This is a genomic window from Ginsengibacter sp. (assembly GCF_057362405.1).
In genome coordinates, this window is record NZ_JBMQQG010000149.1 from 1 (window position 1) to 18,035 (window position 18,035).

13 protein-coding genes and 1 tRNA gene are annotated in these 18,035 nt (G+C 38.8%); 7 read left to right on the forward strand and 7 right to left on the reverse strand.

Translation table 11 applies throughout. From position 1 onward, the window contains the following. Window positions 1-134 precede the first annotated feature (134 nt). Window positions 135-207 (reverse strand) — tRNA-Lys (locus ACO1O5_RS12070). Between the two features lie 200 nt (window positions 208-407). On the opposite strand from ACO1O5_RS12070, the gene ACO1O5_RS12075 reads away from it, so the two are divergent. The 3 genes from ACO1O5_RS12075 (at window position 408) to ACO1O5_RS12085 (ending at window position 3,832) form a co-directional block, all read left to right on the forward strand. Further along, entirely contained in the window at window positions 408-2,147 is a 1,740-nt protein-coding gene (locus ACO1O5_RS12075) for a GMC family oxidoreductase (protein ID WP_486270519.1), read from the forward strand. 81 nt (window positions 2,148-2,228) lie between these two features. Further along, window positions 2,229-2,942 carry a gluconate 2-dehydrogenase subunit 3 family protein gene (locus tag ACO1O5_RS12080; protein WP_486270521.1) on the forward strand — a complete coding sequence of 238 codons (714 nt, stop codon included), beginning with the start codon at window positions 2,229-2,231 and terminating at the stop codon, window positions 2,940-2,942. 110 nt (window positions 2,943-3,052) lie between these two features. Beyond that, on the forward strand, window positions 3,053-3,832 hold the full coding sequence (locus ACO1O5_RS12085) for a 3-keto-disaccharide hydrolase (RefSeq protein ID WP_486270523.1): 780 nt from the start codon (window positions 3,053-3,055) through the stop codon (window positions 3,830-3,832). Window positions 3,833-4,121: 289 nt separating this feature from the next. On the opposite strand, the gene ACO1O5_RS12090 is transcribed toward ACO1O5_RS12085, so the two are convergent. From ACO1O5_RS12090 to ACO1O5_RS12105, 4 genes are all read right to left on the reverse strand, one after another. Continuing rightward, window positions 4,122-7,307, reverse strand: a complete 3,186-nt coding sequence (locus ACO1O5_RS12090) for an efflux RND transporter permease subunit (RefSeq protein ID WP_486270525.1) — start codon at window positions 7,305-7,307, stop codon at window positions 4,122-4,124. 83 nt (window positions 7,308-7,390) lie between these two features. Beyond that, a complete protein-coding gene (locus ACO1O5_RS12095; RefSeq protein ID WP_486270526.1) occupies window positions 7,391-8,527 on the reverse strand; it encodes an efflux RND transporter periplasmic adaptor subunit in 1,137 nt (378 codons plus the stop codon). Window positions 8,528-8,537: 10 nt separating this feature from the next. Beyond that, complete coding sequence (locus ACO1O5_RS12100) at window positions 8,538-9,890, reverse strand: TolC family protein (protein WP_486270528.1); 1,353 nt, start codon at window positions 9,888-9,890, stop codon at window positions 8,538-8,540. A gap of 80 nt (window positions 9,891-9,970) precedes the next feature. Continuing rightward, window positions 9,971-10,555 carry a TetR/AcrR family transcriptional regulator gene (locus tag ACO1O5_RS12105; protein WP_486270530.1) on the reverse strand — a complete coding sequence of 195 codons (585 nt, stop codon included), beginning with the start codon at window positions 10,553-10,555 and terminating at the stop codon, window positions 9,971-9,973. 149 nt (window positions 10,556-10,704) lie between these two features. Here ACO1O5_RS12105 and ACO1O5_RS12110 point away from each other — a divergent pair, with 149 nt between their 5' ends. Then, entirely contained in the window at window positions 10,705-11,340 is a 636-nt protein-coding gene (locus ACO1O5_RS12110) for a Crp/Fnr family transcriptional regulator (RefSeq protein WP_486270532.1), read from the forward strand. A gap of 209 nt (window positions 11,341-11,549) precedes the next feature. Here ACO1O5_RS12110 and ACO1O5_RS12115 read toward each other — a convergent pair whose 3' ends face one another. Continuing rightward, on the reverse strand, window positions 11,550-13,052 hold the full coding sequence (locus ACO1O5_RS12115) for a gluconokinase (protein WP_486270533.1): 1,503 nt from the start codon (window positions 13,050-13,052) through the stop codon (window positions 11,550-11,552). A 117-nt stretch (window positions 13,053-13,169) separates the two neighbouring features. On the opposite strand from ACO1O5_RS12115, the gene ACO1O5_RS12120 reads away from it, so the two are divergent. The 3 genes from ACO1O5_RS12120 to ACO1O5_RS12130 all read left to right on the forward strand — a co-directional run bounded on the left by ACO1O5_RS12120 (window position 13,170) and on the right by ACO1O5_RS12130 (window position 16,956). Continuing rightward, complete coding sequence (locus tag ACO1O5_RS12120) at window positions 13,170-13,475, forward strand: Dabb family protein (RefSeq protein ID WP_486270535.1); 306 nt, start codon at window positions 13,170-13,172, stop codon at window positions 13,473-13,475. A gap of 272 nt (window positions 13,476-13,747) precedes the next feature. After that, a complete protein-coding gene (locus tag ACO1O5_RS12125; RefSeq protein WP_486270537.1) occupies window positions 13,748-15,112 on the forward strand; it encodes a 3-keto-disaccharide hydrolase in 1,365 nt (454 codons plus the stop codon). Window positions 15,113-15,294: 182 nt separating this feature from the next. After that, window positions 15,295-16,956 (forward strand): glycoside hydrolase family 28 protein, encoded by a 1,662-nt coding sequence (locus ACO1O5_RS12130; protein WP_486270538.1) that lies wholly within the window; start codon window positions 15,295-15,297, stop codon window positions 16,954-16,956. Between the two features lie 15 nt (window positions 16,957-16,971). Here the strand turns inward: ACO1O5_RS12130 and ACO1O5_RS12135 are convergent. Beyond that, the coding region (locus ACO1O5_RS12135; protein ID WP_486270540.1) for a LacI family DNA-binding transcriptional regulator at window positions 16,972-18,035 on the reverse strand (1,064 nt) is incomplete at its 5' end.

The following is an 18,035-nucleotide window of genomic DNA, read 5'->3' on the forward strand; positions in this document are numbered from 1 at the left end:
TAGATTTTGTAATGGAGGTTGCTTTAAAAATTCAGGAGTTTAAATACTAACATCACTCAATTTATTGCACTTTCTATTGCACCCCTATAAAACAAAAAAGTCCCAAATCAATGGAACCGTTTTTGACACTAAAGTGACCCCGCAGGGACTCGAACCCTGGACCCGCTGATTAAGAGTCAGCTGCTCTACCAACTGAGCTACAGAGTCGTTTTGCAAATATAAATAATGATAAATGGAAATTTGTAATCTTTAATATCTAATGATGTTTGCATTGATTGAATTTATTTTTTCATTATTAATTTGTGACAATTTTAAATACTATCAGCAAAATAAATTTCAAATATTATCACATAAGTTTTACATTCACACTCTCTTAAAAATCTACTTCTGAATACGCTATAATTATTATGGGAAAATTCCAGATTAAGCTCCAACCCAAAAAATACGATGCAATAATTGTTGGTTCCGGTGCGGGTGGCGGAATGGCTACTTACGTTCTTGCCAATGCAGGTCTAAAAGTTTGTCTTATTGAGGCTGGTCCTATGTACGATCCTGCAAAAGATTCGAACCAGTTAAAAAATCCCTGGGAATCACCACGGAGAGGTGCCAGTACGAAGTATCGGCCCTTTGGCGATTTCGATGGTTGTTATTGGGGATGGGAAATTGACGGTGAACCGTACACGCAGGCGGAAGGTACCAAATGGGAATGGTGGCGTGCACGCATGTTGGGTGGGCGCACCAATCATTGGGGAAGAATTTCGTTGCGTTTTGGCCCTAAAGATTTTAAACGTAAAAGTATTGATGGGCTCGGTGACGATTGGCCGATTGGTTATGATGATGTTAAACCATACTATGATAAGATAGACAAATTGTTAGGGGTATTTGGAACCAATGAAGGTTTGGTTGATGATCCTGATGGATTCTTTTTGCCGCCGCCAAAGCCAAGACTGCACGAATTATTTATTAAGAACGCAGCAACCAACATCGGTATCCCGGTAATTCCGTCCCGCTTATCTATCCTTACTAAATCTATTAATAAAGACAGAGGTGAATGTTTCTATTGTGCTCAATGCGGACGCAGTTGTAAAATATATGCCGACTTTTCTTCTTCATCTGCTTTAATAATTCCTGCATTGCGAACAGGCAATGTTGATTTGATAACAGATTCAATGGTTCGGGAAGTAATGGTAAATAAAGAAGGACTTGCTACCGGTGTATCTTATGTACATAAACCGGATATGCAGGAATACCAGGTAACGGGCAGAACGGTTATTCTTGCTGCAAGCGCCTGCGAGTCTGCAAGATTGTTGCTAAATTCGAAATCACCACAACATCCTAACGGTCTCGCTAACTCGAGCAATGTGGTGGGTAAATATTTACATGATTCCACCGGAGCAGATATGGGGGGAATTATTCCTGAGCTGTTTGACCGCAAGCGTTATAACGAAGATGGAGTAGGAGGTATGCATGTGTATACACCCTGGTGGCTTGATAATAAAAAATTGGATTTCCCACGTGGTTATCATATTGAATATGGCGGTGGTTTTGGAATGCCGTTATATGGGTTTAATTGGGGTATTGAAAATTTAAACGGCACTTATAAAATTAAAGGAAAGCAAAAAGAAGCCGGCGGTTATGGTGCATCTTTAAAAGAAGATTACCGTTATTTTTTTGGAGCGCATGTTGGCATGGCAGGTCGTGGGGAAGCGGTTGCAAGAGAAGACAGTTATTGTGAAATAGATCCCAGCGTGGTTGATAAATATGGCATACCGGTTCTGCGTTTTCATACAACGTATACCGACTATGAAATTAAACAGGCCAAACACATGAAGGAAACGTTCTCAGAAATATTACATTCAATGGGAGCGGTCATAACATGGGGCGGAGATGATGGTCCTGAAAATAATTACGGTTTGCATGCTCCGGGAAATATTATTCATGAAGCAGGTACGGTTCGCATGGGTAATGACCCAAAAAAATCTCCTTTAAATAAATGGGCGCAGGCACATGAGTGTAAGAATTTGTTTAATGTTGACGGTGGTATGTTTGTTTCGCAGGGTGATAAAAATATTACGTGGACGATTCTTGCATTATCTATGCGTACTTCAGAATATATTGTTGACCAATTGAAGAAGAATGAGATTTAAATAAGGTACGATATACGATGTTCGATGTACGATGTAAATTGTATTACCCGATTAACTAATAAACTAGTAAACCAAATCTCAATGGATAGACGAAAATCATTAAAAGCTCTTGCCCTGGGTACTGTGTCAGCAGGATTGTTACTGGATGCATGTAAACTTGCTGATAAAAAAGAGCCGGAAAACAAAGTGATTGCCAAAGAAGATACTACCGGCAACCCAACTGGGATTAACAGGATGAAGGAGGAAGTAGAGCGTTATAAAGAAGTTACTTCCACAACATTTTTTACGCCGGAAGAAATGGCCACGATCACAGTTCTTGGAGATATTATTATTCCGAAAGACGACGTTAGCGGAAGTGCTTCAGATGCCAAAGTGCCGGACTTTATCGAGTTCATTGTAAAAGACAAACCAGAATTCCAGGTGCCCATGCGTGGCGGATTGCGCTGGCTGGATTTAGAATGTTATAACAGGTTTCAAAATGCTTTTGCAGATTGCAGCAAACAGCAGCAGATAGAAATGGTTGAGGATATAGCATACCCGGTTATAAAAGATAAAAAGGGCGTGGTGATTTCAAAAAGAACAATTAAACAAGGATACGATCAGGGCGTTTCCTTCTTTAGCCTAATGCGTAATTTGACCGCAACTGGATTTTACACAACGGAAATGGGTGGAAAAGATGTTGGGTATATGGGAAATCAGCCTAACCAATGGAACGGTGTACCGGCAGACGTTTTAAAACAATACAATCTTGCTTATACAGAAAAGGAATTAAAAGAATGTATTAGCTTTTCCTGATAATATCATTTACGGTTGCCTGATTTTATATTTCTAAATAATGTTCGATTGCCATCTTTAATGAATTTTTAATTACACAATAAATATTTATTTATAACCTCTCATTCATCATGAAAAAAACATTTTATTTATTGCCGGCTCTGCTGGTATTCAATTTTGCGTCCGTTAATGCTCAACAAAAAATGAAACACGAAGACACGGAATTATACACGCCCGTTCCACCGGTAGTTGCTCCCGGAAAATCCTGTGGCGATGCTCCTTCTGACGCTATAATCTTATTTGATGGAAAAAATTTAGACCAATGGGTTAATGCGAATGATACTACAAAACCTGCCAACTGGTTCGTAAAAAAGGGTATCGTTACTGTAAATAAAAAAGCAGGCAGTATTCGAACAAAGCAATTATTTATGGATTACCAGATTCACCTTGAATGGCGTGAACCAAAAGATATTGAAGGTTCAGACCAGGCACGCGGTAACAGCGGACTGTTCCTGGCGTCAACAGGTAAAGGTGATGATGGGTATGAAATGCAGATATTGGATAATTATAATAATAAGACTTACACCAACGGACAAGCGGGAAGCATTTACAAACAAAATGCACCGTTGGTAAATCCTAATCGTCCGCCGGGCGAATGGCAATCATATGATGTAATATGGACAGCACCACGTTTTAACGATGACGGCTCATTGAAAAGTCCGGCAAGAGTTACTGCATTTTTTAATGGCCTGTTAGTTCAAAATAATTTTGAACTAAAGGGACCTACCGTTTACATTGGACATCCAACTTATGAACATGGTGTGCGTGGTCCATACGCAATAAAACTCCAGGCCCACGGCGATAATAGCAAACCTATCAGTTTCAGAAATATTTGGGTAAGACCTTTATAAATTAATCGTTGTATACTTACGTGTGATCGTGTCCGTTAGGAGCGGCCGTGACCATAACACGTTGCAATAATGTTTTAGGAATTAATCTCCAGGCAATTCGTTATTTAAAAATTTCTTCGAAAAAGAAATGAACCGCGTGATAACTTCTTTGGTTGGCCGTTGCATGGATGAATTTTCCGCAACTGCTATCGAACATAGGGTGAATCGAACCGGAAACTGGGTATAACGCCCACTACTATTCTAAAATTAGATACGAAACTTTTATTGAACGGCATTGCGAAATGATTAGTTAATCCTCTTCAAATTCTTTATGTTCTTCGGGGTTATAGCTGGCCTGTAATTTTGCAAGTTTTTTCTTACCATAAGACAGGCGTGTAATAAGTACAAACAAAACCGGAACCACGAAAATAGCCAGTGATGTGGCGGCTAGCATCCCGCCAAATACAGTCCAGCCAATGGTTTTGCGTGATTCTGCTGCAGCACCTGTAGCAAATGCTAATGGCAATACGCCGAAAATAAATGCAAGTGATGTCATAACGATTGGACGTAGACGCAATTTTACTGCCGCAAGAGTTGCTTTTAGTAATTCCATGCCGCTGTCTACTCTTTCCTTTGCGAATTCCACAATCAAAATGGCATTTTTGGCTGATAGGCCGATTAAAGTTATTAATCCTATTTGAGCATAAATATTATCAGTCAGGTTAGGCAATAATGTGAGTGCAATTATAGAACCCAATGCGCCGATGGGTACAGCAAACAAAACCGAAAAAGGTACTGACCAGCTTTCGTACAATGCTGCCAGAAACAGAAAAACGAATATGAGTGATATAGCAAAAATTGTTGTTGTTTTATTTCCGGCCTTTATTTCTTCAATACTCATTCCCGAAAATTCATAGCCATAGCCGGCTGGTAAATACTTCGCCGCAACTTCTTGTAATGCTTTAATTGCCTGGCCGCTGCTGTAGCCTTTTTTTGATGTACCGTTTATTTCAATTGATCTGTAAATATTGTAGTGCGATATCAATGTTGGGCTTTCTATCAATTTGGTGGTAATTAATGAACCTAATGGAATCATGTTTCCCAAACTATTGCGAACATAATATTTTTTAAGTTCATCAAGGGATGAGCGATACGTACTATCAGCCTGTGTCACTACCCTGAAATTTCTTCCATATAAATTAAAGTCATTTACATAACCGCTTCCCAGGTAAGTTGACAAAGTTTGATAAACTTCTGCGATCGATACCCCTAATTGTTTCGCTTTATCCCGGTCCACATCTACTTGGTAGCTGGGTGTGTTAGCTGTAAAGAAAGTATATGCCGATTCAATCTCCGGTCGTTTATTTACTTCTGCCACAAAATTTCTGGCCACTTTTGCAAATTGATTGATATCGTCGGTGCTGGTTGTTTGCTGCAATTCAAAAGTAAAGCCGGCAGTGCGACCCAGGCCCGGCACAGCCGGAGGGGAGATCGCTAATATGCGGGCATCTTTTATATCAGCAGTTTTTTGTCTTATTGCTGCTATTACACTTTGAGCGTCATGTCCGCTTCCTTTGCGTTCGTCCCATGGTTTTAAATGAACAAACATGGTTCCTACATTGGACTTGTTTGAAAAGCTGATAATATTCAAGCCTGCGAGACCACCCACGCCTTCCACTTCAGGGATTGACTGTACTCTTGCCATCAGCCGCTTCAACATCTCAATGCTTTTGGTAGTGGAAGTGGCCTCCGGCATTTCGTAGGTAACAAATAGCCGGCCTTCGTCTTCGGGAGGAATAAAACCAGTAGGCTTTGCCTTGAAAAGAAAAAATAATCCAACAAATAATACAATAAGCATTATCAATACATAAGGGGTTTTGCGAATCCACGATGCGACACCACGTGTATAGGAGGCAGTAAATTTTCTTAATCCATTATTGAAAGCTGCAAAGAATTTTTCCAACACATTTTTTTTCTCGTTTTCTCCTTTGGAATGTTTCAGCAATAATGTACAAAGTGCCGGCGTAAGCGACAAGGCAACAAATGCGGATATGATTACGGAGACGGCAATAGTAATTGCAAATTGCTGGTATAATCTTCCTACAATACCAGGTATAAAGCCTACAGGAACAAATACGGCAGCCAATATGAGGGCGATGGCAATGACCGGCCCCGAGATATCGTTCATTGCTTTACGGGTTGCATCTTTGGGCGACAGATTATTGTGATCAATATTATGCTGTACGGCTTCAACCACAATAATGGCATCATCCACCACGATGCCAATTGCCAGTACGAACGCAAATAGCGTAAGGGTATTAATAGTAAATCCAAAGGGCACAAAAAATATAAAGGCGCCAATGAGAGAAACGGGTATAGCTAGCACAGGAATTAAGGTAGCACGCCAGTTCTGAAGAAATAAAAACACAACTAATACCACAAGGCCCAACGCTTCAAGCAGTGTAAACATTACTTCTCTTATTGATGTTTTTACAACCGATACCGTTTCGAGTGGAATCAAATAATCAAAGTCCTGGGGGAAAGTTTTTTTGAGTTCCGTAAGCGCTTTCGTAATTCCTGAATAGGTTTCCAAAGCATTGGCATCGGGTGCCTGGTAAATTAGTAAAAATGTTGCAGGCTGGCCATTTACAAAAGCATTGAACGAATAACTAAACTGGCCCAACTCTACCCGGGCGATATCTTTCAGGTAAACAATATTTCCCGTAGAAGGGTTAGAGCGAACAATAATATTTTTGAATTGATCAACCGTATTAATTCGGCTGTTTGTAAGAACACTATATTCAAAAGCCTGGGCATTGGGTTGAGGGTTACCACCAATAGTACCGGCCGCGAGCTCCAGGTTCTGTTCGGAGATGGCCGCGGATACATCAGCCGGGGTCATATTTAATGCGGCAAGCTTTTCAGGATTAAGCCATATGCGCATTCCAAAATCATTTCCCAGCGATGTAATATCTCCAACCCCGGGAACACGCTTCAGTGCATCCTGGATGTAAATGTTTACATAATTACCCACAAATTTCGGATCATGTGTTCCTTTTGGGGAATAAAACGCAAGCGCGACCATGATACTTGGATTGCGCTTTGTAACGGTAACCCCTAAACGCTTTACAACATCAGGTAGCGTGGGTGTGGCAACGCTTACCCTGTTTTGTACGTCCAGGGCGGCAATGTTAACGTCGGTGCCTACATCAAAAGTTACGCTTACTGAGCTTTGCCCGCTTGACGAGCTGTTGCCAGTAATATAGGTCATCCCGGGCGATCCGTTAATCTGTGTTTCTATTGGGGTAGTGGTGGTTTGCTCCACCGTTTGAGCGTCGGCGCCGGTAAAATTCGCACTAACCGCAACAGTCGGAGGTGAAATATCCGGGTATTGTGCAATTGGTAAATTAATTAATGAAATAATACCTACCAGTACAATCACAATTGAAATAACAATTGCTGTAACAGGGCGACGTATAAAAGTTTCGGCGATCATTTAATATAGGGTATAAAGTACAACGTATAAGGTTTCAGGTATGATTTCATTACTTTTTATTTTCGTTCTGTAACCAATTATTTTTATTTCTGTGTAGCGGGTTTGGAAGCAACGGCAGTAACTACAGATCCCTGGTGCAGGTTTTGAACTCCTTTAACCACAATATTTTCTCCTGCTTTTAAACCGTCTTTTATAATTACATGGTCGCCTATTTGCGTGCCTAACTTTATTTGGCGTTGCGATACTTTTGAACTGTCTCCAACTACATATACATAAAATTCTCCCAACTGCTCTGTTACAGCTTCATAAGGTATAATAGTTGCATTTTTAGATGCGGTATTCTTAACCCTGACAGTTGCATTCATGCCCGGCTTAAGCATGTCTTTTTCATTTGGGAAAACAAGCCTTACTTTAAGCGTTCCGGTTTGGGGATCAACTGCACGATCTATTAAGCTTATTTTGCCCGGATAAGGATATATATCATTACCAAATGCAATTGTAAATACAGAGTCTTTTGGATGAGTACCCTCTTCTTTCATCTTTACAAAACTGTAAATTTCTTTTTGATCAACCGTAAAGTCAACGGCCATGGGGTTATCTGTTGATACCGTATTTAAAATAGTATTGCCTGCAGTTACCAACGTTCCTTGTTTGACCTGGGATATACCAATTGTTCCGGATAACGGAGAACGGATAGACGAAAACTGCACATTGGACTGAAGGCTTGCAACATTAGCCTTTGCCGCAGCAACTTGCTTTTTTGCAACTTCCAGCGCCGCATCCGCATAATCAACCTGTTGTTTTGCTACCGCATCATGTCTATCCAGTTCATGGTAGCGGTCTGCATCTTTTGAAGCCTTATCGAGGTTGGCCTGCTGCAACTGCAGATTTGCGAGAGCCTGTTGTAAGTTGGCCTGGTAAATTTGCTGATCAATTGAATATAGCAATTCTCCCTTTTGCACTTTTTGGCCATCTTTAAAATGAATGGCAGTTACATAACCCGTAACCTGCGAGGTAATATTTATTTGATCAAAAGCAGTAATGGTGGCCGGATATTCATTATAATACACTGCATCAGTAGGAGTAACTTCCGTAATAGTCACCGGTATTGCCGGCGGCGCCTGTGGAAGGTTTGCTGCGTCATTTTTTTTGTCTCCGCAGGAGTTCACGAGTATTCCGCATATCAGAATTGAGAATAAATAAAGTCGTTTATCGATCATACTTTTTATTTTAATATTGAATGTTACCCAATGCCTGCGCTACATCTACCTTACTGGATAGAAGTTGGTACAAGGCATCATAGAAATTTATTTGAGCTGTTCGCAAATCTGTTTCCGCATTAATTACCTCGAGATAACTCTTAATCCCCGACCTGTATTGCAATTGTATTACGTCATACACTTCATTTGCCAGCGACAGGTTTTCTTTAAGGCTGTTATAATTATAGAGATTGCTTTTATACGCAGCTAACGCTTGCGCATATTCGGTATTAATATTGTTTTGAATACTGGTAATTGAGTTATCAACCTGGGCCAGTTGCAACTCAGCCTGTTTTATTTGTTGTAGTCTTTTCCCGCCCTGGAAAATCGGAATGCCCAGGGTAATGCCCGCATAGGAATTAGGATAACTCTGCCCGTACAATTTGCTAAATTGGTTATTTAGGTAATTGAGATTGTAATTTCCAAATGCTGAAATTTCAGGAAGGAAACTCCACTTATAATATTGCAGGTTGTATTGCTGCAGCTTCTTTTGCGTTTCTAATCGTTGTACTTCTATTCGGCCGGAGTAAGTTATGTTTTGCAAAGTATCCAATAATATTTCGTTAGCCATTTGGGCAGAATCAAATACGAGTTGTAAATCCTGCGAAGCAGGGTAACCCATCAGTTGTTTTAAATATTCGTATTTCACCTTTATGCTTTCATCGTAAGTTTTCTTTTGCGCCCTGGCATTGTTTAATGAAATCGTTGCTCTCTTATAATCTGTTTTATCTGCAATGCCTGCCTGGTATTGATAAAAAGCATCTCTTAGGCTTGAATCAATTCTCACGATATCCTGCTCCGTTACATTTAACTGTTGTTTAGTAAGTAGTACATCATAAAAAGCTTTGCTCACTAACACAGCGATATTTATATTTTGTTCCTTAGTATTCTCGCTGGAATAAGCACGAACATCTTTAGCTGTTCGCGATGCGAGTAAAACATCTTTGTTGAAAATAGTTTGCGTGGCGCCCAGCAGCATGCCCGATGTATTCTTAGATCCAATGCTAATTATGTTACCGTTAAAATTGGAGCTTGGCAGTTTAAAATTATGCTGAAAATTATAGGTGAAATTCAGGTGGGGATACCAATCCGCGAGTTTAATCTTTATGGCGGCCTCCGTAATGTCCTCATCAATTCTTGCATTTTTAAGATCGGGATTATGCGCAATGGCGTAACGGACACAATTGGCAAGTGTGGCCTGATCAATTATGCTGTCTTTCTCGTTTTGCTGAGCAGTTACGATGGCGGGGAAAAACAAAATCATCGGGATTAATTTCCACGTTTTTCCCCGATTAAGCCATCCTGGCAAGTTCCAATTGTGCATATATCTTTTTTAAATTCAGGTTTATTTCATCCTATAATTCTCCACCCTGCAATCGTGTTACATCAAATTCAAACAATCGTTTAATTATTGAGTTTTATGCCATCCCAGATTATGTTGGCAATCTTACAAAGATCAGCATCTGTAAATCCAAATCTTCCTGTCACATGATATTTTGCAGTAGCCGTGATACATCCAAACACCGCTGAAGCTATCAACAAATATTCCATTTTTTTCAAATAGCCTTTGTCCATCCCTTTTTGAAAAAATTCATTAAACCTGCTTAAGGAACCCTTCCCCATTTTTTTTGAAACGGTTTTCGCATAGGGTGAACTGTTGAATTGTTCCTGAAAAAATAATGCAGCCGGATTGTTTATAAAGTATTTGCAAAGGCTAATCCATCCGTCGAAAAACTGTTGTTTATATTCTTTGCTGCTTTCAGGCAGAGCAAACATGGCGGCTATCATTTCTTCCTTTATTCTCTGATGCAAAGCAAGTATGATGTCGTCCTTACTCGCAAAATAATGATATATCGTACCAGAGGCCACACCAGCATGTTTGGCAATTTTGCTGATTGGTGTTCCGTGAAATCCGTTGTCTCTAATTAACTCGAGCGTACTTTTTAAAATGGCTTCCTTCTTGTCTGTTGTGTCCGATTGAACGTTCATTCGGCACGCAAGTTAGTACTCTATTATCAATTTCTTTCTTGACTTAATTAAAATATTTCATAGAAAATTTATGACTTAAACGTGATAAACGAAAAAAATACCTGCTCTACTTTACACTCCTATGATATAAATACTTCGCAAATTTTTAAATGAAGCATCACTTAATTAATCATGCATTTCCGCATTTTGACGCGGAGTTGAGGGGGGAATTGGAGAAGCGTGGAACCCTTCGGGCTTATAAAAAGGGAGAGTTGATTGTTAAAATGGGACAACGTCTTTCACACTGCTTTTCTGTTTTACAGGGAAGCATAAAAGCCTACCGCGAAAATGATGGAGCTGAGTTTTTAGTAGCTTTTTTAAAAGAGGGGCAAAGTTTTGGTGTGGCAATTTGTGAAGATGGCACGGAGGAAAGTAAGCGAAGTTTGGTGACTTTCTTTGCTTTAAAAACAACCTATATTCTTAAACTTGATTTTGTAGATAAAGACTTGCTTGCGAAAAAATTTGATGCCTGGTATAAACATATCTTGTCAACGAGTGTTATGTACTATGGTTTTTATTTAAATATGATCGATAACATTGCTTTTAAGAAACTGGATATAAGGATAGAATTCTTTCTTGAAGGCCTTAGTTTAATTACCGGTAAGAAGATTTTGGATACCAGCCATCGGGAAATTGCCAAGAGCCTGCATTGTTCACGGGAAGCTGTTTCCCGCCAATTAAAAAGTCTGCAGGAAAGCGGAAAGATCTTATTGGGCCACAATCAGATTCAAATTGTCAATTTATAGATTTTGTGATGTTTGTCACAACACGTTTTATTTTAAGAGATATTTTTGTCATTAAATTATCACCCCGCTTTTAGATCCATGGTTTATGGTATTTATTTAAAATCTTTTCACTATCCTTTTTAATCCAGGCGACTATTGATTTAGTTATTAATACACCGCGGCTGTAAAATTCGCGGTGTTTTTTTATTGTTAACGGCTAAGTGCAGCTGTTATTTTTGATGTTTGATTTCATAGAGTTTGTGCATCGATTCCAGCAACGGATTGTACAAATTTTTAAATACAGCATAATATTTTTTATATACTGGCAGATTCCTTTCGTCCGGCGTAATTGAAGAATTAAAACTTTCATTTAGAGAAGTATAATCTTTAATGATTTTTAATGCCTTCATTCCAAGCAACGCTGCGCCAATTGATGACGCATCCTCTGTTTGAACCAGGCATATTTTTTTATTGCTGATGTCTGCCAAAATGTGCATCCATATTTGCGAATGAACAAAACCTCCGCTTACATTAAGCTGCTGTACGAGCGAAGCGGATGTTTCAATTATTTCTAAAATATTATTTAACGCGAAACAAATGCCTTCTAACGCTGCCCGAAAAAAATGTGCCTTGGTATGTAATGATCGAACGCCGAAAAATACCCCGCTGGCTCTTTCATCCCAAATGGGTGCACGCTCGCCGTATAAATAGGGAAGGAAGATAAGTCCGTCGCTGCCGGGTGGTATTCTTTCAATTTGTTCAAAAATATTGTTGTAGTCGTTGTCTGTTGGTGAAGAATTATTCAGGAACGTTTTAAACATCCATTTTAAAACGTTGCCTCCATTGTTTACGGGCCCACCGCTAATAAAAGTCGAATCGTCTAACACATAATTAAAAATCATGGCGCCGTAATTAATTAACGGGCGTGGAAGGGCAATTCTTACTGCTCCGCTGGTGCCAATGGTAAGGGCTGCAGTGCCTGGCTTAATTGCATCGCTTCCCAGGTTGGCAAGACAACCATCACTTGCCCCGATGCAAAAAGCGGAGTCTTGAGGAATATTTAAAAGCGCTGCTACGCCTGGATTGATATCTTTTCTGATAAAATGAGTTGGTAACGGTTCAGAAAGGAGAGATTCATTAATGCCACAAAAGTCCAGGGAAGGTTTATTCCATTTAAAATTTTCGATATTAAACAAACCCGTTGCTGATGCAAGTGAATAATCTATTTCGTATTTATTGAATAAGCGATACCAGATGAATTCTTTAATTGAAATGAATTTATATGCCTGCTCAAAAATTTCCTTTTCATTTTCTCTCAACCATTTTATTTTACACAAGGGAGTCATGGAATGGATAGGTGTTCCCGTTGAACTATAAATACTTTTTGCTTCCGGAGAATCTCTTAAACGGTTTGCAATTTTTTCACTCCTTGTATCTTCCCATGTAATTAAAGGTGTAATTGCAATATTTTTTTTGTTTACAACCAGGAGACTATGCATGGCGCTGCTAAGGCTAACGGACAGGGGTACTTGATTTATTTTTGAAACGATATCTTTGATACATTGGGCAAATGCATTCCAAATAATTTCAGGATCCTGCTCTGAGTATCCTGGTCGCGGGCTGTTTGTTTTATAATAAACCTGCGAAGCAGCAATTGGCTTCCCTTCCTCATTTACGGCAACAGCCTTTGCACTACCGGTTCCAATATCAACGCCTATAACATATTGTTTCATTGATAACTCTTTAAATCTCTTTTAAAATTATCATTAATAATTCTAATCATAGCTAATTTACTTCCAGGTTCTGTTTGCATAAAAAAATAAATTACTATTTTGTTTAAAAATATAGGTATGCTGCATCATATTGTTATGTGGACATTAAAGGATTATGTGGAAGGTAACAGTAAAAAGGAAAATGCCCTCCTGATGAAAGCCGGATTTGAAAAGCTTTTGCCGGCAATAAAAGAAATAAAGAAACTTGAAGTTGGTATAAATATGAATTCGTCGGAATATGCCAATTTCGATATTGTTCTCGATACGTCGTTTGACAATTATGAACAAATGGAAATATATCAAAAGCACCCACTGCATACAGAGATATCAGCCTGGATAATAAAAGTAAGAGAAACGAGGGCAGCAGTTGATTATGAAGTTTAAAAAAGCTACCTGCACCTTGTCATAAAGTTCATTGCTTTGTAATACCTTAATCTCGTATATATTTTTCTATTTAATCTATTAATCTTTCTACTAATCAATTTCCTTACTTTGCGTTAGTTTATTTTTATAAAAGTTGCAAGTACTTTTATTTATAAACTCAACTCTCAAAGTTTTATAATTACCCCGGTAATTAAAAGAGCGACATGCTTTATAAAAGTTAATATTAATAATGACCTATAAAATTTACGATTGACATAAATATTTAATCTAACATGAAAAAAAACATTTTAACTGTAGCAGTGTTTCTCATAACTATATCGTGTGATGCGCAATCAGGCGGGTGGCAAAATCTATTTGATGGTAAAACCCTCAATGGCTGGAAGAAACTGGCAGGAAATGCTGAGTATACTGTTGAGAACGGAATGATTGTGGGCTCAACAGTTTTAAATTCAGGCAATACTTTTCTTGCAACAGAAAAAGAATTTGGAAATTTTATTTTGGAGCTTGATATAAAAATTGAGAGCACAAAAGGCAATTCGGGAGTGCAAACGAGAAGCCACTATGATCCTTCGGGCCATGATGGCAAAGGATTAGTGTATGGAAGACAGGTTGAAGTTGACCCATCCAGTCGAAAATGGAGCGGAGGTATTTATGATGAAGGAAGAAGGCAATGGCTATACCCACTTACGCTAAATACAAAAGCGCAGGACGCGTTTAAAGTAAATGAATTCAATCATTATAAAATTGAATGCATCGGCAACGAAATGAAGACATGGGTAAATGGAATTCCGGCAGCATACCTCGTTGATACAATAGATCGTAAAGGTTTTATTGCATTACAGGTTCACCAGGTAAAAGATGCTGACGAAGCAAATAAGAAAATTTATTTTAAAAACATTCGTATTAAAACCACTAACCTTCAGCCGACCGCATTACCCGCAGGCATATTTGTTGTAGATTTTGTTCCGAATCATTTAACGGGTTATGAAAAACAAAATGGCTGGAAATTATTGTTTGATGGGAAAACTTCCTCCGGTTGGAAGGGAGCCTACAAGAGCACCTTCCCTGAAAAGGATTGGAAAGTTACTAACGGTACTATTACCGTATTTGAATCGGCAGGTAAGGAAGGAGGCAGAGGAGGCGATATTGTAACCACGGGTGAGTATAAAGCGTTTGATCTTTCCTTCGAATTTAAATTAACTCCCGGTGCTAACAGCGGCGTAAAATATTTTGTTACGCTTGATCAGCATAATACAGGTTCGGCCATTGGCCTCGAGTACCAGGTGCTGGATGATTCATTACATCCCGATGCGAAGTTGGGCAGGAACGGCGACCGCACACTGGCATCTTTATATGATTTAATTCCTTCCAATAAACCAAAATCAGTTATTCGCCCGATTGGCGAATGGAATACTGGCAGAATCATCGTGTATCCCAATAATCATGTGGAACATTATTTAAATGGAATAAAAGTTTTAGAATATGAACGGGGTTCAAAGGAGTTTAAAGATCTGGTAGCCATAAGCAAATATGTTATCTGGAAAAATTTTGGTGAAGCTCCGCAGGGCCATATTCTCTTACAAGACCACGGAAATACCGTAAGCTTCCGCAGCATTAAAATTAAGTCGCTCGAATAAGATATTTATTTGTTTATATCATGTAACCTTTTCCGTTAGTTATGATGGATAAGTGTTAATTTTTCGTTTTGATCTGAATTTACGGGAACGATTACGTAACTATTTCCGTCTTGAATAAAGTGTTATATTAATTTTACGCAGATTACTATTGGATTTATTTATAACATTTTAATCTGGAACTAATGTCATCAAGCCTGCCAAAGAAAAATACCTCTTTAAAAAAATATCCGTTGCTTATTTTATTTGGCTTAATCGTGACCGGATTTGTAAAAGGCCAGGAAAAAGACGCTGCCTGGTACATCAACAACGCTCCTTTCAAAATGAAGGAAGTTCAGCTTCCGGTCTTTCCTGGTCGTTCATTTTCGATAAAGGAATATGGTGCCGTTGGTGACGGGCAAACTTTAAATACAGAAGCTCTTAGGAAAGCTATTGCGGCTTGCGAAGGAAGTGGTGGAGGTAAGGTAATCGTTCCTGCTGGTCTTTGGCTCACCGGCCCGATAGAGTTAAAAAGTAATATTGACTTGCATGTAGAACGAGGAGCTGTAATTCTTTTCACAAAAGACCACTCTCAATACCCGATGATTGGGGCTTCTTCCAAAAGCACCAGCCATGTTACCGCATCCCCCATTTATGGATACGATTTAAAAAATATTGCGATTACAGGCGAAGGAGTAATTGACGGTGCGGGAGAAACATGGAGACCTGTGAAAAAGGAAAAAGTAACAGCGGGCCAATGGAAAGAATTTACATCGTCCGGGGGTGCCGTTAGTAATAATGGATCTATTTGGTGGCCTACGAAAGAAGCAATGGAAGGCGAGCAATATTTAAAGGATCTCAAAAAGAAAAATGAAAAATTGACAGCAGAAGATTACTTGCCTGCAAGAGATTATCTAAGGCCTTACATGCTCTATCTTATCAATTGTCAAAATGTTTTAATTGAAAATGTCACTCTAAGAAACTCGCCAAAATTTGTGTTTTATCCAAATAGCTGTACCAATCTCACCATGAATCATGTAAATATTTTTAATGATTATTGGGCGCAAAATGGAGACGGTATTGATATCAGCCGTTGCAAAAACGTAATGATCTACGATTGCACTGTCAGTGCGGGTGATGATGGCATTTGTATGAAGTCAAGCGGATCTAAAAATGATGATGATGACAATCCAAATCTTGAGAATGTTGTGGTAGCAAAGTGTGTGGTATATCATGCGCATGGCGGATTTGTTATTGGCAGCAACACAGATGGGGGCATGCAAAATATTTTTGTGAGTGATTGTAATTTTATTGGTACCGACATCGGTGTGAGAGTAAAGAGTAATGCGGGTCGTGGTGGACTGGTTAAGAATATTTATATCCGTAATATTTTTATGAAAGATATCATTCATGAGGCTATATCATTCAATACTTATTATGAAGATATGCCTGCGGGTAAAACAAAGAATAGTGCTTCCAACATGGTAAGAGATAAGACCCCCAACTTTACCCATTTTTATTTTGATAATATTTATTGCAATGGCGCCAAAGATGCCGTTAGTATCACCGGCCTGCCAGAAATGCCCGTGAGCAAAATTCAATTTAACAACATTGTTATTTCTTCGGATAAAGGATTTACTGCAACCGATGCTTCGGGTATTGATCTTAATAGTGTAAAAATTATCCCTCAAAAAGATCCTGTCTATCTTCTTAACAACGTAAAGAACTTTAATATTAAAGAGGGATACTTTCCCACTACGGCAACAGTTTTTATTAAAGGTGATAGCACAACATCAGGAGTACATATTACTTCAACAGATTTAAGAAATGATAAAGGAGCTTTACAATTATCAGGAAAGAACAATTAGATATTAAGAAGCGTCTTATGCTTCAATCTTTTTCAGCGAAGATTCTCTTATAATGAGTTCCGTATCCAGGATTCTTGTTTCAAATTCAACCACAGGCCTTTTGCTTTCGATCATCTGAATAAGAAGTTCTGTCGCGGTTTGCCCGATTTCGAATGCAGGTTGTCTTACCACTGTTAATGGGGGGTCAAACAATTCTCCCACTTTCGTATTAGTAAACCCGGTTAAACCTATATTTCTTTTTGGTTTTAAATTCTTTAAGACACCAAGACACAGTGTCGTTATCCTGTCGCTGGCGCAAAATATCGCATCTGGTTTGGTTTTCCCTTTGAATAATTCGTCAATAGCCTCTTTTATTTCTTCCAGGATCATTCCTCCGTGACTGCAGTATTTCACCAGAGATTCGTTGAAAGGAATGTCATGTTTTCGAAGCGCTTCTGTATATCCATTCAATCTCTCTGTAGTTATGGACAAGGAGAGGGAGTTAGTTATATGAGCAATTCGTTTAAAGCCCTGGAAAATTAAGTGTTCTGTAGCATGCAATGCCCCAATATAATTATCAGCGGTTACCTTGTGAGTATCAATTTCATCGGTAATCCTGTCGAAAAAAACAATAGGCAATCCTTTTTCGTGCAGGTCTTTTAGGTAAGAAAGATCTGTCGTTTCGTTTGACAACGATATCAGTAATCCATCAACTGATCTTGAAGCATGATGTTCAACATTGACTTTTTCCCGTTCTGCAGATTCGTGGCTTTGGGTGATGATAACATGATAGCCGCGATTATAAGCAATGGATTCAATTCCATTAATGGCTTGCGAAAAAAAATTATTGGCAATTTCACTAACAACAACACCTATTGCTCTACTTCTTCTTTCCTTTAAACTTAATGCAATTGGATTGGGCCGGTAATTTATTTTCTCCGCATATTCAAGCACTAACTTTTTTGTTTCGGCACTTATTTCATAACTACCTCTTAGCGCTCTTGAAACTGTTGATGTGGAAAAATTTAAGGCTTTTGCAATGTCTTTTATGGTAACGGTATCAAATCTCATTATAACAAATTGGCCTTCTTCAACAAATA